Here is a 23,987-nt window from a genome sequence, read left to right as displayed (position 1 = left end):
TGAATGCCTTGCCCATACTGAGAAACTTAACTTGTTGCCAACATAAATGACTTCTAGAAGAATGGGTTCTGTCAGCAGACGCCTCTAGTGAACCGCTTCTTTTCAGGATTTTTTCTTTTTGCTTTTCTTTTTGTCTTTCTTCTTTTCTTTCTTTTTCTCTGCCTTCTTCTCCATCACCTCATCATCTTTAAAAAGCTGTTTCGGTTTTTCCAGAAGCCCAATCAAATCGCCCAGGAATTTCGCAGCCGGAGCTCCGTCAATCGCCCGGTGATCAATTGTCAAACTCAATGGAAGCCGTTTTCTTTCCTGTACTTTTCCGCCTTCGAGCGCCAGATAGGTTTCAATCGTTCCAACGCCCAGGATCGCCGTTTCCGGTGGGTTGATAATAGGCGTGAAAAATTGGATGCGGTATGCCCCTAGACTGGTGATGGTGAACGTACTGCCGGCACTTTGTTCATTCGCCAATTGGCCGTTCCTCGCTTTTTCCGCGAGGTCCGCAAGATGTTTTTGCAAATCGCCAAGCGAGTGCTTGTCTGCCTCTTGTAGAACCGCGACTTGGAGGCCGCGATCCGTATCAACCGCAAATCCCAGATTGATTGCTTCTTGCGGAAGGATTTGCCCTTCTTTAATATGGGCATTTACGAGCGGATGGTTGCCTAAGGCCTGGGCTGCAGCCTTTGCAACGACGGCTGTCCAACCTGCTTCTTTTCCTGATGCATCTTTTTTGCTGTGCAGTTTTGTAACATCGGCCCAAGCCGTCTCAGTAAGCTGCGCACTGTTTTGCAGACTTTCGGTCATGCGTTTGGCAATCACTCCCCGAATGCCAGAAAACGGTACAGCATCGGATTCGCGATCGTTTTCGTCCGGTTCAAGTATAGCCTCCGCCTGTTCAGCAAGCGCTGCTTGTTCTTGCTGCGCCAGTTCTTCCGGCGGCTCCTCACTTGGCAATTCTTCAGTTCCCGCATTTTCTTGTGCTGTTTCCTTCTCAGGCACTTCTTTTGTTGGTGCTTCATCTATAGCTTGGTCTGTTGTTGATTCTTCTGGCGCCGATTCTTCTTGTTGTGATTCTTCCGCTTTTGCAGCAGGCTCTGCCGCTGCGGCTTGGCCCGCCACTCGGCGGATGTCTTTTTCCGTAATTTTGCCGTTTCTTCCGGTTCCCGCAATAGACTCTAACGGAACATTCAGTTCCCGTGCCAGCTTCCGCAATCCAGGCGCCAATCGAAGTGTTTTGGCTGGGCCGGTTTTTCCGGAAGCCTCTTTTGGCTGTTCCGTATCCTCTGTTATCTTTTGTTCTTCCGGCTTTTGCCCATCATCCGGAATTTTTGTTTCCGGCTCTGTGTTTTCTACGATTTTCTGCTCTTCCGGTTTTGTTTCCTGCGCGTTTTCTGCTGGATTAATCGTGGCCAACACCTCCCCGACTTTGGCTGATTCGCCTCTTTTGTAAATAATTTCATTGACTGTGCCGCTGGCTTCCGCTTCTACTTCACTCACTTCTTTTTCTGTCTGGATTTCAAGCAAAGGGTCTCCCTTTTTTACAGCGTCTCCTTCAGAAACGAACCAGATGACCACTAAGCTTTCATTGACATCCTCCCTTATTTTTGGCAATTTCACTTCGATCATTCAAACGCCTCCAGTTTCATTCTTCATCCATCAGTGCTTTTACTTGTTCGTAGATTCTTTCCACATTCGGTATGACAAAATCTTCAAGCGGACGGCTGTAAGGAATCGGCACATCCGGATTGGCCAAGCGACGCGGCGGGGCTTCCAGATCGTAAAATACTTCCTCCGTTACAATTGCAGTTATTTCGGCAGTCATGCCGTAGGATTTATAATCTTCATCAACGACAAACAAACGATGTGTCTTTTTGACCGACTGAAGAATCGTGTCTTTATCAATCGGGGCAATAGACCGCAAGTCGATTACTTCGGCGTCAATTCCTTCTTTTGCCAGCCTTTCTGCTGCTTCTACAGCGTAATGGGTCATCATTTGGACTCCTACAATCGTGACATCTTTTCCTTCCCGCACGACTTTCGCTTTATCAAGCGGCACTGTATAGGCTTCTTCCGGCACATGTGCAGCAGATACGTCCAGTTGTTCCATCCAGCCCAATCCCTGCAGCGATTTGTGGAACATAAACAATACCGGGTTGTCGTCCCGGATGGCCGAAATCATCATGCCCTTCAAGTCATAAGGAGTGGAAGGCGCGACCACTTTCATTCCCGGCATATGTCCAAACGTCGCATAAAGCGTTTGCGAATGCTGGGCAGCGTCGTTATAGCCGCCGCCGACTGCTGTCATGAGAACCATCGGCAACTGAACATTGCCGCCGGACATATAAGGGATTTTCGCCATATGATTGTAGATTTGATCCATACAAACGCCGAAAAAGTCGACGAACATCAATTCCGCTACCGGCCGCATGCCTTCTGCAGCCGCACCGATTGCGGCACCGATAAAAGCCGTTTCAGAAATCGGCGTGTCCAGCACCCGCTGAGCGCCGAATTTTTCAATCAGCCCTTGAGTGGAACCGAAAATACCGCCGTAATTTCCGATGTCTTCACCGAGTACAAAAACGCTTGGATCCCGCTCCATTTCAAGCGCAATCGCTTCTGCCATCGCTTTGTTCCCGGTTAAAATCCGTTTTTTCGCTGTTTCCATTCGGAATTTTCCCCTTTCATTATTAAGATGTAAAGACATCCTTTAATGCGGATTCGGGTTCAGGGTACTTGCTGTCCCGTGCAAATTGATAAGCTTCATCCACTATTTTCTTTGCCTGCTTCTCAATTTTCTCAATCTCTTTTTCGGAGACTTGTTCTGCTTCCAGCAGCATGTTCCGCAGTTTCAAAATTGGATCCAATTGGCGCAGCCCCGGAACTTCCGCTTTATCACGGTACAATTCAGGATCTCCTTGAAAATGCCCTAAATAACGATGCGTTTCAATTTCAATAATGGTAGGGCCTTGGCCTGCCCGTGCTCTTGCAACCGCTTCTTCTGACGCTTTATACATGGCAATTGGATCGTTGCCTTTTACGTATGCCCCTGAAATTCCATACGCCGCTGCCCGGAGATCATTGGATGCAACAGCAGTAGAAGACGCTTTTGGAACAGAGATTCCATAAGAATTGTCTTCCACTACCACAATAAGCGGTAGATTCCATAACGCCGCCAGGTTCAGCGATTCATGAAAAGCGCCTGCGTTCGCTGCCCCTTCTCCGATAAATGCCACTGCCACCCAATCTCTTCCTTGCATCTTGCTGGCCAGTGCCGCACCTGCAGCATGCGGAATGCCCGCAGCGACAATTCCGCCACAGGAAAATTTGACGTCTGGATCAAACAAATGCATATGGCCGCCTTTGCCTTTGCCAAGCCCCGTTTCCTTGCCGAAAATTTCGGCCGTCATTTTTTTCAAATCAACGCCTTTGGCAATGGCATGGTGATGCGGACGATGTGGAGCGGTCACCGTATCGTCTTTAGTCAAATGCACACAAATTCCCACAGCAGCCGGTTCTTGCCCGGTTGACAAGTGCATTTCGCCTGGAACCGGTCCTGCTCCAATATTAAAAACCGGTGCCTTTCCTTCGGTATAAACCTCTACCATTTGATCTTCGTAATAACGGCTTTTCACCATCTGTTCATACATCCACTTCAGTTTTTCCACAGACACGGCAGGCTGTTTTTCCTCAAAAGTAGCCAAGTTTTTTTCCCTCCCTCTTGAAATAGTGAACTTTGCAAGCGGTGAATGAAAAAGCAAAAAGTCTACCTATAGTTCATACTATATTTTTTCTGTTAATTGTCAATATTCCGAAAACAGATTGCATAGCTTTGAATCATGCTGACAGCCGGCAATTAGAAGAAGTCTTATTCATTCAGGCAAAGCCGTTTAAGAGCAGTCAAATTTGTATACTTGTGGATAACTATATTGCTTACTGGAAGTTATTTATTTTCGATAAATAGCCTAAAAGACTTGGATAGATATTTGTGTTTTTTTCATTAACCTTTCAGTACTGGCCGCAAGAAAAGTTAATCCTCCTATAAAGCCATCACAAAAAGACTATATAAAACCCGTTTTTTATAGTACTATATCATTAAATACATAAGTCTTTTGATTTGTGAGGACTCGATAATTTATATTGAACTTTTGGGAGTGTCTAAGGTGAAAACGAAACAAAATTTGCTAACCCTGCTTCTGATTTTGCTGTGTTTGTTTTTGGCCGGCTGCTTGTCCCATACGAACAGCGCTGCTCCTGCACCGGAAGCTGAAGAATTTGAAGCGCGAAGTGCTCCTGTTGCTATCATTCCTTCCAAACTTATAAAATCTTCCCGTGTTTCTTTGTCAGCAGTCGGCGATATTTTAATTCATGAGCGGGTTTATTTGGATGCAAAAACCGGCAGTGGTTTTGATTTCACCCCCATGCTTGATGAAGCAAAGCCTTTTCTCGAAGCGGCTGATATCACGGTTGCCAATTCCGAAAGCATTGTAGGAGGAGACTCAATCGGGCTTTCCACATACCCCTCTTTCAACAGTCCTTATGAAGTGGCCGATGCGTTGAAAGATACGGGAATCGATGTCGTGTCCATGGCGAACAACCATACACTCGACAGAGGGGAAAAGGCGATTCTCAGTGCCATTAATTACTGGGATCAACTCGGAATAGAGCATGCAGGCGCTCATACGTCGGAGGCAGAACGAAACAAACTCACAACGCTTACAAAAAACGGCATCAAGTTTTCTTTTCTTTCTTACACGTATGGCACAAATGGCATTCCGACCCCCAGCGGCAAAGACTACTTGCTTAACCGGATCGATAAACAAACATTGCAAACTGATTTGGCAAAAGCCAAAGATGCTTCCGATGTAGTGGTATTAAGCCTGCATTTTGGAAACGAATACGAAACGATGCCTACTGAAGAACAAATCGAACTCGCCCATTTTGCCGCAGAACAAGGTGCCGACTTGATTTTAGGGCATCATCCTCATGTTCTTCAGCCAGTAGAATGGATTCAAACCACTGATGGCAGAAAAAGTTTTGTTATTTATTCCTTAGGCAATTTCCTGTCAGGGCAGGAAGGCTTGGAAAAGCAAATTGGCGGCATTCTTCACATTCAAGCGGTCAAAACGACTGATGCTGAGTCAGCCAAGATTGAATTGGAAAAGCCGTCTTTTACCCCCACCTTCGTGGAAAGTGAAAATCAAAAAAATTACAATGTCACTTTATTAAAAAATGCACACCCTGAAGCGAATCAATCCATCAAACAGCATATGGCCAGATGGGTCGAAGATCTTGCATTTGATGAATAACAAAAAGAATGCCGCATTCACTCTGAAAAGTGAATACGGCATTCTTTTTGTCTTCCTTAAGCCTTAATGCGTTTTTGTTCCATTGCTGCTCCTGCAGCAAAGCCGATGGCAATGCCAAATCCGATTCCCACTGCCGCGTTGCCGAACATCAGGCCTAAAATGGCGCCGATTATTGTCCCCAATACAATTCCGATTGCAATAAATGGTGTCTTGTCGCCGGTCCCGTTTTTGTAGCTTGCTGCCATAAGGTTCACCCTTTCCATTCTGCAAGGAGATCCGGCCCAAGGCCAGCCGAACCTTCAATAGATGTCTGTAGCATAGAGCTTTTGCCGGTGGCTGATTGAAGCTAAAGGCTTAGCGAGGAAGCAATACGAAATAGAAATACTCTTTTTCACTTAATGGCGTTTTGCGGATTCCCTGATTGCTACTTCTTTTCCCGGTTCAAGCCGGATAGGCTCTCCATCCTGATACACCGTTACAGGCTCACCTTCGACCAAAAGGTACTTCACCGCATTCCGTTCTATACGCAAGAAAATCAGCCTGCCTTTGTACTGAAAGTGAAAAGCAAAAGCATTCCACTCTGATGGCAATGAAGGAGCAAAGCTTAAGCCAGCCTCTTTGATGCGCAAACCGGCAAATCCATACACAATGGCAAGCCAGGCACCGCCCATATTCGCCATATGGAGCCCGTCTTTTGTATTGCCGTGGCTATTGTCGAGATCCAGCCGGGCTGTTTCCTTAAAATAATGATATGCCTTATCCCTATACCCCAATTTGGAAGCCATAATGCTAAAAATACAATAAGAAAGCGAAGAATCATGTGTGGTAATTTGTTCATAATAGTCATAAGAATTTTTGATTGTGGCCACATCCTGTTCGTCTTCAAGCAGAAAATGGGCTAAAACCGTATCAGCCTGTTTGCAGACCTGGTATCTATAAAGCGTAAGCGGATGATAATGCAGCAAAAGCGGGAATTTCTCTTTTGGAGTGTCCTCCAGATTCCAGCGTGCCTTTTGCAAAAAGCTGTCATCCTGTGCATTGATTTTATGGGCTTCATCATAAGGCAGATACATTTTTTCGCCGGCTTCCTGCCAAGTCGCTGCTTCTGCTTCCGTAAGTGCCAGTCGTTCTGCAAGTTCACTCAAATGCGCTTCATCTTTTTCCTGAAGCATCCGGTAAACTTTAACGGCCCAAAGCAGATTATGCTTGGCCATCACATTGGTGTAATAATTATTATTGACGATGCACGTGTACTCATCCGGACCGGTCACGCTGTCGATTTTAAAAGCAGTGCCGCTCATATGCCCCGTATCAATCCACAAACGCGCCGTTTCAAACAGCACTTCTGCTCCCGCTTCTTTTAAGAACGCTTCGTCTCCTGTTGCCAAATAGTACTGGACATAGCTATAAGCGATATCTGCACTGATATGGTATTGCGCCGTGCCTGCCGGAAAAAATGACGAACTTTCAGGTCCGTTGATGGTCCGCCAAGGGAACAAGGCCCCCTTTTCATGGCCGAGGACTTTTGCACGGGCTTTTGCGCTTTCCAAAATTGAATAGCGGTATTTCAGCAAGTTTTTTGCAATTTCGGGATTGGTCATCAAAAATACCGGGAACATGAAGATTTCCGTGTCCCAAAAATAATGCCCTTCATACCCTTCTCCAGACAAGCCTTTTGCCGAGATATTGCTGTGCGGATCTTTTCCAACCGATTGAAGCAGCTGAAAAAGGTTAAACCGGATGCTTTCCTGCATTGCCGCGTCGCCGTCAATTTCGACATCCGAATGCAGCCAAAAGCGGTCCATGTATGTCCGCTGTTCCACCAGCAAATCCTCAAAACTTTTGCCTTCGAGCCGTTCCTGCAGCATCCGCGCTTCTTCCACCACTTCAATTCCGTGCCTCAATGTATCGGTATAGACGCTGAATTTCGTAAACTCAATCGTCCGCCAGCCTTCGCACACATAAGTTTCCTCTACGCGGCTGCCTTCAACCTGGCTGCTGTAAGTATATTTCTCAGCCTGAATATCTGTGGCTGTTACGCAAGCCACTTCCAGTTGGGTAACATAGGTCAGGCACTTCACAATGCTAAAATCTTCTTCTTTCCGGGCTTCCGTCACATGAAGCCTTTTTGCATGGCCCGAACTTACACGCGGATCGCTGGAATCTACAAAGTTCGAGACGTCCCCATCCACTGCCGTCACAATTCTTAGTTTCCGAATGCCTTCTCCCGGCTCAATCCGGATGGAAAGGGCAAATAACTCCCGTGTAATAAAAGAAGCCATACGCCGGAAAACGACCTTCACTTCTTTTCCTTTCGGTGATTTCCAATGGACGATACGCTCTGCAAAACCGGCATCCATATGTAAATTTCGTTCAAAATGAATTACCTCTCCTTCAAACAAGGAGAACAATTCGTCGTCCACATATATTTGGACCGTTTGCGCATCAATCACATTGAGTATTTTTTGCTGCATCACCGGAAAGCCGTATAATTTCTCCCCATACGCAATTTCCGTTTCGTCATGATATGCGTTGATATAGGCTCCCCGGATTGAACTGAACAGTTCCGGGTAGCCTTCCTCAAAATTCCCTCTAACACCTAGATAGCCATTTCCTACTGACAAAATGCTCTCATCAAGCAAAAGGTCAGGTTTCTCCAGTCCATATTTCGTCAATTTCCAGGTCATCGGTTTCACTCCTCAGCCGGTCCCTTTGGTGGTCAAAACTTCAGCGTTTATTGATCCGATTCTTTCAATACCATCTGGTGCCGGTACCGCTCGATAATTTCTTCAAAATCCAATTGTGAAGTAGCCTCGACTAAGTAGTCGGCGTCGGAAAGCTGTTCAGCGTCCCCGACTCCTACCGAAAACATGTGGGCGGCATTGATGGCTGCAACTCCTGCAGCTGAATCTTCGATGCCGATGCATGCCGGATATTCAATTCCGAGAGCATCTGCAGCGGCCGTAAACGTTTCGGGATCGGGTTTGCCTTTACTTACTTTCGACGCATCGACAATGTAATCAAAATAGTGGGTCAACCCAAGCCGGTCCAATACATACTGTGCATTCTTGCTTGCTGAACCCAAGGCAATTTTAAAGCCCTGTTCTTTGTTGGCCGCCAGCAATTCTTCGATGCCCGGCAGGATATTAGATGAATCAATGGTTTCGACCAATTCCAGATACAGCTCATTTTTCCGATTGGCCAAGTTTTCTTTTTCTTCATTAGACAGCTCGGATAAGGAAGGATCCAGTTTTAGAATCAGTTCCAAAGAATCCATCCGCCCTATTCCTTTCAACTGCTCATTGAACTGCCGATCAATCGATATATCAAGTTTTTGTGCGATTTTCTGCCAGGCCAAAAAATGAAATTCTGCTGTATCTGTAATTATGCCGTCTAAATCATAAATGAAGGCTTTCGGATATATGCTGATGGTACTCGCCTCCTCCTTGTCACTGCTTTTCCTTCCTTATTAAGCTGTGATTTTTTTCTTCGTTTTTAAAGCAAACCGGTAAAAGGCAAGAAAAGAAAGATATGCGCTGATCGATGCGGCGAAAAGCGGCAGCAAAAATAAGAGTTTTGCAGTACTGACATAAAATACAGCAAGATTGCTTGCAAGAATAAACAAACTCAACAGCGGATTGCCAATGGTGACGTAAAAAGCATTTTTCATTAAGGACCGTTGTTTCATGTCAAAATGCGCACTCAGCGAAAAAAAGTTTAGCGTGTAAACAAAAAGGAACAATCCTATGAATGCAAAGAGCAGACCGAAAAACCCGTTCGCCGCTTTGAAAAAGTAGAAATCCACTAGCCAAACCAGCCAGATTCCCATTAAAAAGATGCCGGAGAATAAGCTTTTCCGATAATTCGCTTTTGCATGGAACAAATAGGCTTTCGTAATGGACGGCTGGTCTTTTTGGATAATCCACTCACGCACCGTGGCAAATAACGCGATTGTACTGGGCACCAATACCGCCGGAAACAATCCGGCAATCGGCAGCAAGTACCACACGAATCCTTCAGTGAATCCATTGAGGTAGACACTGAACAGCACAAATGATAACGGAAGGTTTGCGATAAACCATAAGATATTAGCAGCAGAAAATCGCATAAGCCATTCTGCATAAACGTATAAAGTACCCGCTATTCCCGGCATTTCACGCATCGTTCATCACCACTTTTCTTTATTTCACTGCGCCTTCTCCAATCCCTTTGATGATGTGTTTTTGGGCCATCGCATAAAAAATGATGACGGGGATGATCGTAAGCGTCAGTCCTGCCATAGCCAAATTCCATTGGATGGTGAACTCCCCAAAGAAAAAGAACGTCGATAACGGGATGGTTCTGAGGGCTGTATCAATCAGTGTCAAGGATGGCAGCAAAAAGTCATTCCATATACTGATGACATTTAAGATCATGACAGTGGCCGTAATGGGTTTCAGCATCGGAAAAATGATTCGCCAAAAAACGCCGAACTTCGACGCTCCGTCTATCGTCGCCGCTTCCTCCAACGTAATCGGGATGGATTTGATAAAGCCGTGGTACAAAAATACCGAGAGGCTGGCATGGAATCCGATATTCATGAAAATCAAGCCTTCCCGGGTGTTGTACATCGGAATATTCAAATTTTCGGTGATGGCGCTCATAAACTGCATGAGCGGCATCATTAAAGTCTGGAAAGGAATCAGCATCGTTGCGATGAAAGTCATGAAAATGACTGTGCTCCATTTGCTGTCTGTCCGGACTAGCATCCACGCGGTCATAGAAGACAAAATGACAATCAGCACGACCGACACGATGGTGATATACAGTGAGTTTCCAAGTGCACTGAGAAAATTCATTTTTTCCATTGCTTCCAGATAGTATTGAAAGCTGAAGTTATCCGGCAGCGCCAAGGCGTTGTCATAAAGTTCCTGCCGGTCTTTGAACGAGTTGACGAAAATGATGTAAATCGGCGACAGGAAGAAAAGGGCGAGCAAAATGAGCAGCACGGATTTTAATATGCCCGAAGTTTTTCTCATCACATTTCAACCTCCCGCTTTTTCGTCATGTACACTTGGGTCAGCGTAATTGCAGCGACAATCAAGAAGAACACAATAGCTTTCGCCTGCCCAAAACCGTAATTGCTGCTGCCGAAAATTTCCTGGTAAATGTTCATGGCAAAGAGTTCTGTGGCATTTGCAGGCCCTCCGCCCGTCAGTGACAAATTGACGTCGTAGATTTTAAAGGCGGACGAAAGCGTCAAGAACAGGCTAATCGTCAACGCCGGCATCAGCAGCGGGAACGTAATTCGGGTAAACCGCTGCCACGTACTGGCACCATCAATTTTTGCCGCTTCCACCACATCATTCGGAATCGCCTGGATGCCTGCAATATAAATAATCATGATATAGCCGGCCATTTGCCAGGTAAAAACAAACACCAGGCCATATAAAGCAAATTGCGGATCCACCAGCCAGTTGAAAAACACCTGGTCCAGCCCGGTTACTTCTCCGAGAAAAGAAAACACATCGACGAAGACAAACTGCCAAATATATCCGAGAATCAACCCGCCGATCAAGTACGGCATAAACAGCAAGGTACGCGCCGCATTCGCTGATTGGATTCGCGACGTGACCAAGAGGGCAAAAGCCAACCCGATGACATTAATCGTAATGACAGATAGGATAGTGAACAAAGTCGTCAGCCACATCGACCGGAGAAACTGGTTATCTCCCCATAATTCCACAAAATTATCCAGGCCGACAAATACTTTCGGATTTGCTCCGATACCGTCCCATTCAAAAAACGAATAATAAATGCCCACAAGAAACGGAATGAGTACGACAATCGTAAAAATGAAAATCAATGGAACTGTGAATAAGACAAACCATTTTAGTTTATTTCGATTTGGCACGCCCACCCCTTCTTTCTGGCGAATGATCTAGACATATTCAAGGAATAGTGGACACGCCAAGAGGCGTGTCCAACCTTGTAGAAAAAAGAATTTTTACGCATGAGAAATGAATGAACAGTCAACAGGAGATTTCGGATCCTCCGTTTCAGCCGGACGCGTTCCGCGGGCTCGCGCCGAACTAACTCGGAACTTACGTCTCGAGTGGATTTCGGCACTTCGTCGCTACGCTGCCCCGCAGGAGTCGCCGGCTTCCACTCCGGTTCCTGAACATGAAGGCTATCTAGAGGTGTCGCTTTTCCTCTTGAGCTGTCTATTTAAGCGTCAATCCGATGAACATTCAATTATCGAATTAAAGAGAGACGCCCAACCGGTTCGGCCACGGAGACTCCTGTGGGAGCAGTGAAGGAGCAACGCGACGGAGCGACGAAAGCTGAAGACCCCGCAGGCAAGACATTGGCCGAAGGCAGTGAGGCCAAGTCTTTGCGACGAAGCTAGCGCAGCGATGCAGGAGCAGCGGGTTTTCAAAGCGGCGAGGAGGCTGAAGCCGAGCCCACGGAAAGCGAAGTGGACGGTCCGGTTGGTTTTAGCAATTTCTATTCATTTAATTCACACCTTATCTACAGTATGGACACGCCAAGAGGCGTGTCCAGATTCACTTCTATTTGATTTACTGGGCGCCTTTCCATGCTTCATCCATGCCCGCAATCAGTTCTTCGCCGGTCATGTCTTCCGAGAAGAATTGCTGCGCGAGCGGAGTCAAATCATTCGGCACAATATTTGCCGGATAGTAGTTGATTGCCCATGGAATGGTTTCGCCGCTGTTGCTGGCATCAAGAACCGCTTGTGACAATGGGTCCAGTTCGCCTGCATCAATATTGGTCAGAGCCGGCACAAAGCCGAACTCTTCCACAATATAACGGTGTCCCGTCTCGCTTGTGGACATCCAATTCAGGAAGTCATTCGCTGCTTTAATCTCACCTTCTTCTTTTTTGCTGTTGATCACCCAGTTGTTGCCGACGCCTACCGCTAATTTGTCATTGCCCATCAACGGAAACGGCATCATGCCCACTTCAAAGTCGAATTCAAATTCGGACAGCATGCCAAATGCCCAGTTTCCCTGGTGGATCATGGCTGTTTTCCCTGAAGCAAAGTCACCGACTTCCTTGTCATAGGTGATGCTGAGCGGGTTCGGTGTATTTGCTTTGATCGCTTCCATAAACTTGCCGAATTCCTGGAATTCCGGCGTTTCTGCCATTGTCACTTCTCCTGCATTCAAGCGGTCAATAAAGTCAAAATGATCTTCCTGCAAGGCAAATGGATAGTTGCTTGGATGGCCGATCAGGAAATAGGCATCCTGTGCCAATCCGAAGCCATTAATGCCTTCTCCTTTAAACTTCTCAAGCGTGCTGACAAATGACGCATAATCGCTTACATCTTCCGGTTTCACCAAATCTTTGTTGTAGACAATCCCGAATCCTTCGACGCCATAAGGGACGCCGACAATTTTGTCATCCACTTTCAGTTCCATATCGGGTGCAATGTGTTTTACATATTCTTCATTGCTTAAATCATAGGCATAGGACTTCAATTGCTCTGCTTCTGTTTCGTTTTGAAGCGTAAAGATGGAAGGGCCCTGGTTGCTGTTTAAGCGGATCTGCAATTGCTGCAGATAATCATCGCCTGTCGTCCCCAATACTTCCACTTCCACTCCCGTTTCTTCCGTGTATTCTTTGGCCATCGCAGCCAGCTGGTCAGAGATTTCCACTTTCCGGTTGAAAACCGTGATTTTTTGGCTTCCTGAATCATCGGAGCCCCCAGATTCTCCGCCGCTTTCTTCGCTTCCTCCATCACCGCCGCAAGCTGCCAAAATGAATACGATAAATGCCAATAACAGAACTTTCCACACGTTTTTTTGGTTCTTCATGCAAATTCCCCCTTTTTAAAAGTTTGAATTGCTATAGTGAACAAAACAGGAAATCTGTTTTGCTACTGCCAGAATCAAGCAAGGTGAAAATTTCTTTATGTGCAAGTCCGGTTCTTCTCTTTTTGCTGCCGGACATTTTTCTTAGGTGTAAGAATTGCGCCACTCTATGTAATACTCCCTGTTTCTCATTAAACCTGTCTCATGTTTTAGTATAAATTTAATATTTGGAATAGTCAATATCTTCTAATTCCTGTCAACTTTCGCACATAAAAATAAAGTAGCTGGTACTAGTTTTATGGAAAAATAAAATGGGAAAAATTACAGGCATGGTAAACCCTCGGCAACTGGTTTAGTTTAAACAAAATTGGAAATACTTAATTTCTAATTTCAGCAGTTATATGATTTAATTAAGAGAAACATAAGTTAAATATTTCATAAAAGGAGCAGGGAAAATGGCACAGGCCTTACAGAATTCTAAACAAGTAAAAGCATTTTTTGCAGAAAACAAACATGCCTTTGAAGAAAAGTTATTGTCAGAGGCTGTGAACGTTAAAGATAAAATTGATGAAATCTTGGCTATCGGGAATATTGACTTGGTTGCCAATGCCCACAAAGTAGTCGGTTATATCGTAGACGGCGAAGAAGAAAAACTAAATCTGTTTGCTAAGCAAGAAGGGATTGCCTGGGCAACCCATTCAATCGATTTGGCTTTCAAATTGGAATGGGTGCAGGCCATCCGCCGTACACTTTGGACTTTCATCAACAAATACAATCAATTATCCAAAGGCGATTTGGCTCCTGACTTTTTCAAATTAGAAGAAGTTGTGAACAACGGTGTGGATAAATTCCTGAATACATTTTTCATCAGTTATTCCACTTATAAAGATTCCCTGATTCTGGCTCACCGCCAGCTGGTTGAAAACTTGTCCGTTCCAATCATTCCGATTAATGCTTCGGTTTGCATCCTGCCGCTGATTGGTACAGTCGATTCGTTCCGTACGAACATCCTGGAAGAAAAAGTGTTGACGGAAATCGGCAGATCCCGCATACAGACATTGATCATCGATTTATCCGGCATCGCTGACATGGAACCTGAAGTTATTCACCACTTGATGAAAATTATCGACGGTACCGCTATGATGGGCTGCAAATCGATCATTACCGGATTAAGAGCAGAAGTCGTCAGAAAGATGATCAATTTGGACTTAACATTCGATTCGAAAACACAAACGCTCGGCACGCTTCAACAAGCCTTAAAAGAATACTTGATTGCATAAAAGCTCCCGTAAGGAGGCGGACTTTTGGATCCTTTAGACATTCTTGAAAACCTCGATCATGTAAAGCCTGCCTTTCAGCCTATTGTCAGTGCAGTGAAACACACCATTATCGGCTATGAGATTTTCGGCCGTTACCAATCGGATAGCGAATGGCTCAGCCTGGCAGACTTTTTCCACGATGCCGATGTGCCGGACGAGTACAAAGTAGAAGTTGATCATCATCTTTTGCAATTGGCCATCACTGAGATGGTCCAATCAGGCACTGAGGGCTCTTTATTCATCAACCGAAATGCGAAACAGCTGCTGATCAACGGCGGGGAAGATTTTTTGCATACTTTACTGGAATTTGAAAAACAAGGATTCTCCATGAACCGGTTGGTGCTGGAAATTACCGAACATGATTTTGAAGAACGATTCGATGTGCTGAATCATCTGCTGCTTTATTACAAAACATACGGTATCCAGATTGCCGTCGATCATGTCGGGGCCAAAAGCTCGAACATCGATCGGATACGCCAACTTAAACCGCATATTCTAAAAATCGATACCGGCATTATCCGCCAGAGCAGCCCGGATGTTTTTCAGGACATTCTCTATTCTGTGTCGCTGCTTGCGCGCCGAATTGGCGCAAAGCTTTCGTACGAAAATATAGAGGACGACCATCAACTGTATTTTGCCTGGAAAAACGGCGGCCATTATTACCAGGGCTTCCATTTGGCAAGGCCGTCTTTTACGCCGTTGCTTGATGACTCGCTGCTAATCAATGTCGGCGAAAAAGTGCTCGGTTTTATCCAAAGGGAAAAATCCCTGGTCAAAGAACGCTTGGCATTTGCTTTAGCCTGCGAGGAAAAGATGAAAAAAATGCCGGCGAAATGGCAGGGTCCGGAAACGGCCGATGCCTTTATTGCTTCTGTGACCGAAGCATTCGAAGAAGAAAGTTTCCGCATTTATGTCTGCAACAGCGATGGCCAGCAAGTGTCTTCAAACTTCAGGAAGCAGGATGGCAGCTGGACGACGGAAACGGATCAAAAAGGGTCGCACTGGGCATTTCGCCCTTATTTCCTGGAAAACATCCTGCACATGCGGACATGGCATAAAGGAATTCTTTCCGATCCGTACGCAGATATCGAAACGGCTGAAATGATCCGCACGTTCAGCTTTCCGCTATCCGACAAGTATTTTTTGTTTGTGGATATTAGTTATGCATTTATTTTCGACCATGATTTTTTGCTTATTGAATAGACCTTTCCATAAAAAAATAAAAACCCGCAGCCAGTATGAAATCGATGATTTCACCGGCTGCGGATTTTTTATGGATTTCCTTAGAATTTTATGATGATGCGGGACGAATCCCCTTTCGCCAGAATGTCAAAGCCCTTGTTTACTTCATCCAAAGAAATAAAATCAGTGATCAGCTTATCAACCGGCAGCCGATCTTCCTGGAACAAATTCATATACCGCGGGATGTCCCGGCTCGGCACGCAGCTGCCGATATACGAGCCTTTGAGCGTCCGTTCTTCCGCCGTCAACGAAAGGTACGGGAAAGAAAATTTGTGTTCCGGATGCGGAAGCCCGGTTGTGACGGTAGTTCCGCCGCGCTTCGTAATGGAGTAAGCCACTTCCATCGCCGGCACCACTCCGGCTGTTTCAAAGGCATAGTCCAAGCCTCCGCCGGTAGCTTGGCGGATCTGCTCCACCACGTCCGGATCTTTGGAGTTGAACGTGTCGGTCGCGCCAAGTTCTTTTGCCTGCTTAAGCTTCGTTTCGTTAATATCCACTGCGACAATCCGGCTTGCGCCTGCAGCAATGGCGCCAAGCAGCGCACTGAGCCCCACACCTCCAAGACCGACAATCGCAACGGTGCTGCCGAGTTTTATACCGGCTGTATTCACTACAGCTCCAACGCCGGTAATGACGGCACAGCCAAACAACGCCGCTTTTTCAAATGGAATGTCTTTGCTGACTTTCACGACGGAATTCCGGGAAACCACCGCATATTCGGAAAAAGCCGATACGCCGACGTGGTGATTGACCACACCTTCAGAATTGTGGAGCCGCTGACCGCCGCCAAGCAAGGTCCCTGCTGTATTCGCGATAGCTCCAGGCTCGCATAAAGCCGGGCGCCCTTCACGGCAGGGCCCGCACTGTCCGCAGCTCGGCACAAATACGCACGCCACATGGTCGCCGACTTCCAAGTCGACGACGCCTTCTCCGACTTCAACGATAACGCCTGCCGCTTCGTGTCCAAGCGCCATTGGCAACGGACGCGGACGGCTGCCGTTCATCACCGATAAATCGGAATGGCAAAGGCTCGCTGCTTTTATCTGGATCAATACTTCTCCCCGCTCCGGAGAATCTAGTTCCAATTCTTCAATCTGAATCGGCTGGCTTTCTTCATACGGAGTCTGGGCTCCAATTTCACGCAATACCGCTGACTTCACCTTCATTTAATCCTCTCCCTATCTGGAATTGGTTAATCCATTCAATACTTTTTTATGAAATCAATACAGCTTGATCCCGACAAATTTCAAGTCCGTCATTTCTTCAATTGCATATTTCACGCCTTCTTTGCCGATTCCGCTGCTTTTGATGCCGCCATATGGAATATGGTCGTAGCGCCGTACCGAGACTTCATTGATCCAGACGCCGCCTGTCTCAATGGCATCTGCCATGCGCATCGCCCGGTTGATGTCGGCGGTAAAGACGCCGGCATGGAGGCCGAAGTCCGTATCGTTGGCATGAGCCACCACTTCTTCTTCCGTTGAAAACGGCATGACGCTGACAATCGGCGCAAACACTTCCACACAGACGACTTTCATAGCAGGTGTAACATTGCTGATAACAGTAGGTTCAAGCATCGCCCCTTTTCGGCTGCCGCCGGTCAGGATCGCAGCCCCCTGATCTTCGGCTTCTTTTACCCAGGACTCTGCACGCTCTGCAGCTTCTTCCGTAATCATCGGACCCATATCGGTCGATTCTTCCAGCGGATCTCCTGTTTTCAGCGCACTTACTTTTTCAACAAGCTTATCAAGGAATTTTTCGTAAATGGTTTCGTGGACATAAATCCGCTGTGCGGAAACGCAGGCCTGTCCGGCGTATGTATAGCCGCCGAGCACAATTGCATTGACCGCGACCTCGATATCCCCGTCTTCGAAAATAATATTCGGTGCATTGGACCCCAGTTCAAGCGTCACTTTTTTCCGCTTTGCCATTTCATGGATTTTCCATCCGACTGCGCTGCTTCCGGTAAACGAGACTTTTTTGACGTCGGGATGCGTCACCAAAGGTTCCACCAGTTCCTGCCCCGGCCCCATAACGATATTTAACGCACCTTTTGGCAGTCCGGCTTCTTCCAGCAAATGATACAGCAGCACCGAAGAAAACGGCGTTTTTTCAGCTGGCTTTAACACGACTGTATTGCCGACTGCAAGTGCTGGTGCTATTTTATGCAGTGCCAGGTTGAGTGGGAAGTTAAACGGTGTGATGGCTGCTACAACGCCTAAAGGCACCCGTTTGGCGATGCCGATTTGATTTTCGCCGCCAATGGCGCTGTCGAGCGGAATGGTTTCACCATAAATCGCTTTGGCTCCTTCTGAAGCAAAACGGAGAACCTGGATTGCCCGCTGCACTTCGACCCGGCTTTCTTTAATCGGCTTTCCCGCTTCCAGTACCAGGGTGCGGGCAAACTCTTCCACTCTTTGCTCCAGCAAATCAGCGGCTTTCCGCAAAATTTCCGAACGTTTATGGGCTGGCATCTTTTTAGTCGTTTCTGTGTATACACGCTGCGCTGTGTCCACCGCACGCTTTACGTCTTCAGGTGTCGCGCAGGATATTTTTCCGATGGCCTCATTTGTATATGGATTAAAAACTTCGAGGTCTGTTCTGCCTTCTTTGCTGAGTTCTTCCCCATCGATAATCGAGCCAAAATAATAACTTTTTACGTCAATCATCCACTCGTCCTCCCTTTTTCAATTAAAGAAGACCGGCCCTAACAGCTGATGTCCAGATGTCGCAGGGCCGGTCCAATTAAACTGCCTTATTCATAAAAGCCCTCGGTGGATTTGATGAAACTGCGGAACTGCTTGGAATCGTGCCCGTACCATACTTGCGAATTGGTGCGTTCAGCGTATTTTTTGATTTTTTCCACTGCACTTAAATAACCTAAAGAATCATAGATGATTCCCGGAATTTTAACCGGCGGTCCGTAGTTCTCAGCTGAATACACAGCATCCGACGCCAAAATAACGCCGCCTTCTCCCGGAAGATCAATATGGAGCCCCAAAAGTCCCCAGGCATGGCCCGGTCCGAAGTTTAAAATCTTAACGCCTTTTACAAGCTCCAATTCATCTTCATGCGGCATGACGGTTTTCCATTTCAAGTCGTTGCCGATCCAAGCATTGATGTCCGCCCATATGTAGGCGCCCATGTCTTTTGTCATCGCATATTGCTTCATCGTGTTTTTCAGTTCAGAATCGTGCACGATAATTGTCGCATTCGTAAACAGCTCGAGACAGCCCGCATGATCAAGATGCAAATGGGAAGCAACGACGTATTTAATATCATCAGGCCGCAGATTCAATTGCTCCAGCCGGTTGATCAAATAACAGGATTCATCCTGGAACGCCGGGAACAACTTTTGGACGCCTTCTGGCCATCTTCCGTTTTCCCCCATTCCTTCCGGGTTGCAGCCGGTATCGAACAAAATTTTTCCATCCGGATGGTCAATCAATACCGCATACACCGGGAATTCAACAAATTCAGCCGGTGGATTGGGATTGTCGATGCTTGCCGGATTATGGGCAGCCACCATGAAGTTTTTATCCATTTTCATTGTTCCTGTATCCAGTACGTATAATTTTGGTTTATCCATTGTATGACCTCCGTCTGCTAATTTTTGAACCTTTTGATTATATGATCAGGCTTTCTGAAGAATCGTTACCGGTCCATAATAATGGTCGCTCTCGTCACTTCCCGCGCTGCGGATTTATCCAGTGCGAGTTTAATATCATCCATTGAAAATTCAGCATCAATCATGCCGTCAAACCGATATTTCCCTTGGGTGTCTGAAAGAAATTTCAAGGCTTTGTATAAGTACCAGGGATTGTAGCGGACGACCGGAATAATTTGAATCGACTTTCTGGTTAGTAGACCCGGATCGAATTCCACCAGTTTGCCCGGTGTTATATTCCCAATGGTTACGTATTTGCCGCCAGGCCGGATGTAATGGATGCCTTCTACAAAAGCGGCAGGGACGCCTGCCACTTCCATCGCAAATTCAGCCCCTTTTCCATCCGTAAGATTAAGCACTGCTTTTGCCCGTTCTTCGACAGAGCCGTAGTCGTTTAAGTTAAGCGTATAGTCGGCCCCAAAAAGTTTGGCTTGCTCCAGACGGCTTTCTACACCATCGACCACAATCACTCTTGCTCCTTTTTCCTTGGCTACTGCCGTCGCGTTCAATCCAAGGCCGCCTGCTCCCTGGATAACAATGGTTTGGCCATACGTCACACCCGCTTTGTCCAAGCCGAAATAAACCTGCGACAAAGCGCAGTTTGCACTGGCTGCTGAAGCTTCTGATACATTGTCCGGCACTTTATAGAAGTATTGGTCTGGGTGGATGTAATAGTGCGAAGCAAAAGTGCCATGAAAATGGGGGCTTACTTCCGGCGGCTGGTTCCAGAAATCGTAAGCATGTTCACACAAGTGAAAATGCCCTTCCCGACATGCAGTGCATTTTCTGCATGTAATGTAATAAGCGGAAACGATGCGGTCTTCTTTTTGAATAGGTTCGCCTGCATAGTCGGTCGTAACGCCGTCTCCTAGAGAATGGACTTCACCAATCATCTCATGGCCAAGTACGCCCTTCTTTTTTGTCGGATGCTGGCCTCTCCATATATGCAGCTCCGACCCGCAAATATTGGAACGCAGCACTTTCAGAAGAACCGCTCCCGGTCCCGGCTCCGGCAAGTCGTATTCCCGGTAGCTCAACTTCTCCGGTTCATCCATTACGGCCACTCTTCCTTTTGCATGGTTATCGTTCACATCTCCCCACTCCCTTTCCAAAATAAAAAGCGCTTACATTTTCATTATACGTATCAAAATTTTTGCTTTCAATATATTTTCTGATTATTCATAATAATTTAATATAAGAATTATCTAGTCAAAAGATAAAAACCATGCTGATGAATCATCAGCACGGTCTGTATGCAGCAAATGTTTTTTGATGTGCAGCTAAACTCATCGAAATGAGACAGTATCCGCAGAACTACTTGGTTTAGTTTTCGCCAGCATAACGCGGGCAAATACAAGTCCGGCGACTAAAGCAATGGCCATTGTAATGAGCGACCCCACTAAGGGCAATTTGACGGCCATTAAAAACAGAATACCGAAAACCAGCATCGCCATAACTGAAACGGAATTCCAAAGCACCGGATCTCTCAGTTTTTTCATCAAATCTCCAGAAGGAACCCGATCGGTTTCTGCCTCGGCGGCGGCAAGAATTCCTTTAAGGCGGCGCAAGTTGATGACTGGCCCTAAAAAGCTGGTGCCCAAAAGCGCTGCTAAAGATACATTAATCCATGCCATCCCCCATCCCCATGTCGAAAATACAAGATACAGCGCTGGCACAATAATGATGAGTGTACTTAACGGAAACAGCGCGTCCGTTTTCACTGCAAGTCCCGCCCAGCGCTTTACATCTTCCGTTTCTTTGGCATGCAGCAAGGAAAGCATGGATAATGCGAGGATACTGATGGCCATAAACATGATGACCGCTCCTAAAATGTGCAAGAACAATACGACATTATACAGCATCTTTTTTTCTCCTTTTCTAGTGGCTGTCATTTCATTTGAGTGGCTTTAAAGCTCGGGCAATTGGCAAAGGAACACGAGAAAATTTTGTTTGCCTTTTCTCCTTTCTCTATTTTAGTCAAACTATGCTATCATTTTCCGTTTTAAATTCGTACTCATTATACGCTTTAATAAAGAATAAAACTATATCTTACCTAAAAATTCAGATTACTATATAATGAATCCAACATGTTTAATTGCTTATTTACTTAACCACGGAAAGGAGCATATTAATGGAGTTGAAACTTGAAGAAGCAATTGAAATTTTGGAGCGTACCCCTGTCATACTTACCCACTTCTTGTCAGGGTTATCTGAAGGCTGGCTGCAAAACCGCGAAGGCGAAGGCACATGGAATGCAGAAGAAGTTGTGTCACATTTGATTGAAGCCGAGAAAAGCAATTGGCTGCCGAGGCTCGAAACCATTTTGCAATATGGAGAAAACAAGCCTTTTCCGCCATTTGACCGCTTTGCTCATTTGAAAAACGGTGCACAGATTACACTTGAAGAAAAGTTGCAGGAATTCAAAACCCTCCGCTTGCAAAATATCGAAAAACTGAAACAGCTTGTAAATCCGGAAATTCACTTTGAACTGACCGGCATTCATCCGGAATTCGGTTCTGTCAAACTGCGGGAATTGCTTTCAACCTGGGTTGTCCACGACATGACCCATCTATCGCAAATCGTCCGCGTGATGGCAGAAAGGTACCGGGAAGACGTCGGTCCATGGGCAAATTACTTGGGTGTTTTAAAAAGAAAATAATCTACAGCGCATCATAAAGCCGTCTGCAAAAAAACTGCAGACGGCCCTTCGCTGATTATATTTTAAAGAACTTCCACAATAATCGGTTAATCGTTTTTCTAAGAATTCGTTTGCCGATCCTGTTTCCGATGGTGCCATTTTTCACGGCCTTGAAATCTCCGCTTAACCGGTCGATCTTGTATAGAAAACTCCTTGTTTTCCTGAAACCCATTTTTCCACCCCCATATATCTGCTTTGCAACAGGCAACCATTTTAAAAACGCATAGCAGCCATTTCCACTTTTTTCTTCTTCGACAAAATTCATGAAAAAATTTCTTCGTTTTTATTCTAACACTAGGTTTCTTGGTAAAAATATGATATTATATTCAATATCTGAATTTTCCATTATTTATTATTCCCGTATATTTTAATTTCTAACCAATACCTATTTTTCTTTATTCTACATATTCCAGAGGAGGAATTACCATGGCTTTCAAAAAATTCTCTACTGCCACCAAACTATTAGCATCTGTTTCTATATTTTTTGCCATCGGTTTTGCGGCTGAACCAGCAGAAGCCCATAATGGTGAAGGCAACTGGCCTTCACACGCGGTTGGCTCCATGTCTTGTGCCGGAAAAATTGTCAAAGCCGAACCTCCTCGCTATGTGACTGCCTGGAAAGGGCGCGAAACGGATACGGTTTTTTGGAAACCTGTCCTTTATCGCTATAATGGCTCGAAGTATGAGCAATTTAAATCCCTGGCGGAGTGGCCGGGCTATGCGTACGTGACTTTATACGGATTTAATCCGGATACCAAACCGGGTTGGCGCAACACGTCAAATGACGGAAGATTGAATTTCACATCTTTCAAGAGCCTGCCATCTGGAAGCTATAAAATCCTGAATCAAATCCATTGGGTCAGTACCGGAGCCACTCACACCGAATGGTCGCCGAACTCCTGTGCCATTAAATAGCGCCTCCCCAAGCTTAGAAGGCCGTTGGTTTTTCCAATGGCTTTTTGTTTTGGCTGCAGCAGCAAATTGCATGCACAGTCCCTTTGTTCAAAGTTATAATAAACAGGAGAACCAGTCAATCCGACAGAAGCAGGGAGTGCAGGCAATGGAAAAAACGATACGTGTACTGGGCCTTGAAGATTTGCCCTATATGGAAGCGATGCAAACCGGAATTGAAGACGATTACGTCACACGGATTTTTGAGCGGCTGGTCACCACTGACCAAGACCGCCTGTTCGGTTTATTTTTGGATGACCAATTGGCCAGCGTCTGCGGCTATTCGATATTTGCCAAGCATTACGCGATACTTGGGAGAATCCGCAGCGACATCCGATATCGAGGCAAAGACCTGGCGACCGCGCTGACTTCCCAAGTCATGGATGAAGCGTTCAAGCTTCCCGATATCCAGTGGGTCGGCGCCAACACGCAGGAAGAGAATCTTCCGGCGCGGCGTGTTTTGGAAAAGCTCGGGCTCTCGCCTCAGGTAGTTATTTACGGAGCTATTGCAAAAGATGTGTCCCCGCTGGAAAACGGTTCTCTTGCCTGGAACAAATTGAGTGATTTAAAGCGGAAAAAACAATGGGTTTACGATTTGTATGTCAAAAACGGCTCCGTTTTCCCTTACGAATGCTATTATCTGTTACCTGCTTCTCCAGAGTTATTTGCAGAAGACGAACTGGAAACGTGGTCGTTTTTCGAAAGCGAAGACGCCACACGAGTCGTGATTGTTAAACGGGATATTAAAACGGCTCATTACCTGCACGCCATTTATCCATGGGAAGACTTGATGGATCAACCCGGCCTGTGGGAAACTATCGCTTCTGCCTACAAAGAATTGTGCCGGGAAGTTGGAGAAGATGCGTTGATCTGGATGGACTTCACCAAAGAACAAGCCCTGTCCTTGCCGGAAAATCACCAGTTTGACCTTCCTTCTCCCTGGATGCTGTACGGCACCGGACGGACAAAAGCAGAAAAGGGTGCGTAACCAGCAAG

Annotated in this window: 22 protein-coding genes; 6 read left to right on the top strand and 16 right to left on the bottom strand. The window is 46.1% G+C overall.

What is annotated here, in order from left to right; translation table 11 throughout:
• Nucleotides 1-102: 102 nt before the first annotated feature.
• From QWY22_RS04710 to QWY22_RS04700, 3 genes are read right to left on the bottom strand one after another with little or no spacing between them, the layout of a single operon-like run.
• A complete protein-coding gene (locus QWY22_RS04710; RefSeq protein ID WP_300983340.1) occupies nucleotides 103-1,620 on the bottom strand; it encodes a dihydrolipoamide acetyltransferase family protein in 1,518 nt (505 codons plus the stop codon).
• A 16-nt stretch (nucleotides 1,621-1,636) separates the two neighbouring features.
• Complete coding sequence (locus QWY22_RS04705) at nucleotides 1,637-2,659, bottom strand: alpha-ketoacid dehydrogenase subunit beta (protein ID WP_300983339.1); 1,023 nt, start codon at nucleotides 2,657-2,659, stop codon at nucleotides 1,637-1,639.
• Nucleotides 2,660-2,681: 22 nt separating this feature from the next.
• Nucleotides 2,682-3,641 carry a thiamine pyrophosphate-dependent dehydrogenase E1 component subunit alpha gene (locus QWY22_RS04700; protein ID WP_300984329.1) on the bottom strand — a complete coding sequence of 320 codons (960 nt, stop codon included), beginning with the start codon at nucleotides 3,639-3,641 and terminating at the stop codon, nucleotides 2,682-2,684.
• Between the two features lie 513 nt (nucleotides 3,642-4,154).
• Between QWY22_RS04700 and QWY22_RS04695 the strand changes: the two genes are divergently transcribed.
• On the top strand, nucleotides 4,155-5,300 hold the full coding sequence (locus QWY22_RS04695) for a CapA family protein (protein ID WP_300983338.1): 1,146 nt from the start codon (nucleotides 4,155-4,157) through the stop codon (nucleotides 5,298-5,300).
• 56 nt (nucleotides 5,301-5,356) lie between these two features.
• Here QWY22_RS04695 and QWY22_RS04690 read toward each other — a convergent pair whose 3' ends face one another.
• The 7 genes from QWY22_RS04690 to QWY22_RS04660 all read right to left on the bottom strand — a co-directional run bounded on the left by QWY22_RS04690 (nucleotide 5,357) and on the right by QWY22_RS04660 (nucleotide 13,117).
• Entirely contained in the window at nucleotides 5,357-5,545 is a 189-nt protein-coding gene (locus tag QWY22_RS04690; RefSeq protein ID WP_300983337.1) for a glycine zipper domain-containing protein, read from the bottom strand.
• Nucleotides 5,546-5,695: 150 nt separating this feature from the next.
• Nucleotides 5,696-7,987 (bottom strand): glycoside hydrolase family 65 protein, encoded by a 2,292-nt coding sequence (locus QWY22_RS04685; RefSeq protein WP_300983336.1) that lies wholly within the window; start codon nucleotides 7,985-7,987, stop codon nucleotides 5,696-5,698.
• Nucleotides 7,988-8,034: 47 nt separating this feature from the next.
• A complete protein-coding gene (pgmB, locus tag QWY22_RS04680) occupies nucleotides 8,035-8,706 on the bottom strand; it encodes a beta-phosphoglucomutase (RefSeq protein ID WP_367281303.1) in 672 nt (223 codons plus the stop codon).
• 63 nt (nucleotides 8,707-8,769) lie between these two features.
• Nucleotides 8,770-9,462 (bottom strand): YesL family protein, encoded by a 693-nt coding sequence (locus tag QWY22_RS04675; RefSeq protein WP_300983335.1) that lies wholly within the window; start codon nucleotides 9,460-9,462, stop codon nucleotides 8,770-8,772.
• A 19-nt stretch (nucleotides 9,463-9,481) separates the two neighbouring features.
• Nucleotides 9,482-10,318, bottom strand: a complete 837-nt coding sequence (locus QWY22_RS04670; protein WP_300983334.1) for a carbohydrate ABC transporter permease — start codon at nucleotides 10,316-10,318, stop codon at nucleotides 9,482-9,484.
• The gene (locus tag QWY22_RS04665) at nucleotides 10,318-11,193 is read right to left on the bottom strand and encodes a carbohydrate ABC transporter permease (protein ID WP_300983333.1); all 876 of its coding nucleotides are present in this window, start codon (nucleotides 11,191-11,193) and stop codon (nucleotides 10,318-10,320) included. The genes QWY22_RS04670 and QWY22_RS04665 overlap by 1 nt, the downstream gene beginning before the upstream one ends.
• Before the next feature lie 667 nt (nucleotides 11,194-11,860).
• On the bottom strand, nucleotides 11,861-13,117 hold the full coding sequence (locus tag QWY22_RS04660; protein ID WP_300983332.1) for a sugar ABC transporter substrate-binding protein: 1,257 nt from the start codon (nucleotides 13,115-13,117) through the stop codon (nucleotides 11,861-11,863).
• A gap of 452 nt (nucleotides 13,118-13,569) precedes the next feature.
• On the opposite strand from QWY22_RS04660, the gene QWY22_RS04655 reads away from it, so the two are divergent.
• Together QWY22_RS04655 and QWY22_RS04650 are read left to right on the top strand one after the other, a co-directional pair.
• Nucleotides 13,570-14,394 (top strand): STAS domain-containing protein, encoded by an 825-nt coding sequence (locus QWY22_RS04655; RefSeq protein WP_300983330.1) that lies wholly within the window; start codon nucleotides 13,570-13,572, stop codon nucleotides 14,392-14,394.
• A gap of 24 nt (nucleotides 14,395-14,418) precedes the next feature.
• The gene (locus QWY22_RS04650) at nucleotides 14,419-15,636 is read left to right on the top strand and encodes an EAL domain-containing protein (protein WP_300983329.1); all 1,218 of its coding nucleotides are present in this window, start codon (nucleotides 14,419-14,421) and stop codon (nucleotides 15,634-15,636) included.
• Nucleotides 15,637-15,716: 80 nt separating this feature from the next.
• Here the strand turns inward: QWY22_RS04650 and QWY22_RS04645 are convergent, their stop codons facing one another.
• The 5 genes from QWY22_RS04645 to QWY22_RS04625 all read right to left on the bottom strand — a co-directional run bounded on the left by QWY22_RS04645 (nucleotide 15,717) and on the right by QWY22_RS04625 (nucleotide 21,204).
• Nucleotides 15,717-16,841 (bottom strand): zinc-dependent alcohol dehydrogenase family protein, encoded by a 1,125-nt coding sequence (locus QWY22_RS04645; RefSeq protein ID WP_300983328.1) that lies wholly within the window; start codon nucleotides 16,839-16,841, stop codon nucleotides 15,717-15,719.
• A gap of 54 nt (nucleotides 16,842-16,895) precedes the next feature.
• On the bottom strand, nucleotides 16,896-18,344 hold the full coding sequence (locus QWY22_RS04640) for an aldehyde dehydrogenase family protein (RefSeq protein WP_300983327.1): 1,449 nt from the start codon (nucleotides 18,342-18,344) through the stop codon (nucleotides 16,896-16,898).
• An 86-nt stretch (nucleotides 18,345-18,430) separates the two neighbouring features.
• Nucleotides 18,431-19,264, bottom strand: a complete 834-nt coding sequence (gene ahlS / locus QWY22_RS04635) for an AhlS family quorum-quenching N-acyl homoserine lactonase (RefSeq protein WP_300983326.1) — start codon at nucleotides 19,262-19,264, stop codon at nucleotides 18,431-18,433.
• A gap of 65 nt (nucleotides 19,265-19,329) precedes the next feature.
• Nucleotides 19,330-20,433, bottom strand: a complete 1,104-nt coding sequence (locus QWY22_RS04630; protein WP_300983325.1) for a zinc-binding dehydrogenase — start codon at nucleotides 20,431-20,433, stop codon at nucleotides 19,330-19,332.
• Between the two features lie 195 nt (nucleotides 20,434-20,628).
• Nucleotides 20,629-21,204, bottom strand: a complete 576-nt coding sequence (locus QWY22_RS04625) for a hypothetical protein (RefSeq protein ID WP_300983324.1) — start codon at nucleotides 21,202-21,204, stop codon at nucleotides 20,629-20,631.
• A 269-nt stretch (nucleotides 21,205-21,473) separates the two neighbouring features.
• Between QWY22_RS04625 and QWY22_RS04620 the strand changes: the two genes are divergently transcribed.
• Entirely contained in the window at nucleotides 21,474-22,001 is a 528-nt protein-coding gene (locus QWY22_RS04620) for a DinB family protein (protein WP_300983323.1), read from the top strand.
• 55 nt (nucleotides 22,002-22,056) lie between these two features.
• On the opposite strand, the gene QWY22_RS04615 is transcribed toward QWY22_RS04620, so the two are convergent.
• Nucleotides 22,057-22,305: a hypothetical protein gene (locus tag QWY22_RS04615; protein WP_300983322.1), complete on the bottom strand. Its 249-nt coding sequence runs from the start codon at nucleotides 22,303-22,305 to the stop codon at nucleotides 22,057-22,059.
• 161 nt (nucleotides 22,306-22,466) lie between these two features.
• Between QWY22_RS04615 and QWY22_RS04610 the strand changes: the two genes are divergently transcribed.
• Both QWY22_RS04610 and QWY22_RS04605 read left to right on the top strand, forming a co-directional pair.
• Nucleotides 22,467-22,955 (top strand): hypothetical protein, encoded by a 489-nt coding sequence (locus QWY22_RS04610; RefSeq protein WP_300983321.1) that lies wholly within the window; start codon nucleotides 22,467-22,469, stop codon nucleotides 22,953-22,955.
• A 145-nt stretch (nucleotides 22,956-23,100) separates the two neighbouring features.
• A complete protein-coding gene (locus QWY22_RS04605; RefSeq protein WP_300983319.1) occupies nucleotides 23,101-23,979 on the top strand; it encodes a GNAT family N-acetyltransferase in 879 nt (292 codons plus the stop codon).
• Nucleotides 23,980-23,987: the final 8 nt, after the last annotated feature.

Origin of the sequence: Planococcus liqunii, from assembly GCF_030413595.1 — a bacterium.
GTDB lineage: Bacteria > Bacillota > Bacilli > Bacillales_A > Planococcaceae > Planococcus > Planococcus liqunii.
This window is presented reverse-complemented; position numbering and strand designations above follow the sequence as displayed.

Coding starts and splice junctions, on each gene's coding strand:
- QWY22_RS04710 (WP_300983340.1), bottom strand. CDS start 1,620: ATGATCGAAGTGAAATTGCCAAAAATAAGGGAGGATGTCAATGAAAGC.
- QWY22_RS04705 (WP_300983339.1), bottom strand. CDS start 2,659: ATGGAAACAGCGAAAAAACGGATTTTAACCGGGAACAAAGCGATGGCA.
- QWY22_RS04700 (WP_300984329.1), bottom strand. CDS start 3,641: ATGTATGAACAGATGGTGAAAAGCCGTTATTACGAAGATCAAATGGTA.
- QWY22_RS04690 (WP_300983337.1), bottom strand. CDS start 5,545: ATGGCAGCAAGCTACAAAAACGGGACCGGCGACAAGACACCATTTATT.
- QWY22_RS04685 (WP_300983336.1), bottom strand. CDS start 7,987: ATGACCTGGAAATTGACGAAATATGGACTGGAGAAACCTGACCTTTTG.
- QWY22_RS04675 (WP_300983335.1), bottom strand. CDS start 9,462: ATGCGTGAAATGCCGGGAATAGCGGGTACTTTATACGTTTATGCAGAA.
- QWY22_RS04670 (WP_300983334.1), bottom strand. CDS start 10,318: ATGAGAAAAACTTCGGGCATATTAAAATCCGTGCTGCTCATTTTGCTC.
- QWY22_RS04660 (WP_300983332.1), bottom strand. CDS start 13,117: ATGAAGAACCAAAAAAACGTGTGGAAAGTTCTGTTATTGGCATTTATC.
- QWY22_RS04655 (WP_300983330.1), top strand. CDS start 13,570: ATGGCACAGGCCTTACAGAATTCTAAACAAGTAAAAGCATTTTTTGCA.
- QWY22_RS04645 (WP_300983328.1), bottom strand. CDS start 16,841: ATGAAGGTGAAGTCAGCGGTATTGCGTGAAATTGGAGCCCAGACTCCG.
- QWY22_RS04640 (WP_300983327.1), bottom strand. CDS start 18,344: ATGATTGACGTAAAAAGTTATTATTTTGGCTCGATTATCGATGGGGAA.
- ahlS (WP_300983326.1), bottom strand. CDS start 19,264: ATGGATAAACCAAAATTATACGTACTGGATACAGGAACAATGAAAATG.
- QWY22_RS04625 (WP_300983324.1), bottom strand. CDS start 21,204: ATGCTGTATAATGTCGTATTGTTCTTGCACATTTTAGGAGCGGTCATC.
- QWY22_RS04620 (WP_300983323.1), top strand. CDS start 21,474: ATGGAGTTGAAACTTGAAGAAGCAATTGAAATTTTGGAGCGTACCCCT.
- QWY22_RS04615 (WP_300983322.1), bottom strand. CDS start 22,305: ATGAATTTTGTCGAAGAAGAAAAAAGTGGAAATGGCTGCTATGCGTTT.
- QWY22_RS04610 (WP_300983321.1), top strand. CDS start 22,467: ATGGCTTTCAAAAAATTCTCTACTGCCACCAAACTATTAGCATCTGTT.
- QWY22_RS04605 (WP_300983319.1), top strand. CDS start 23,101: ATGGAAAAAACGATACGTGTACTGGGCCTTGAAGATTTGCCCTATATG.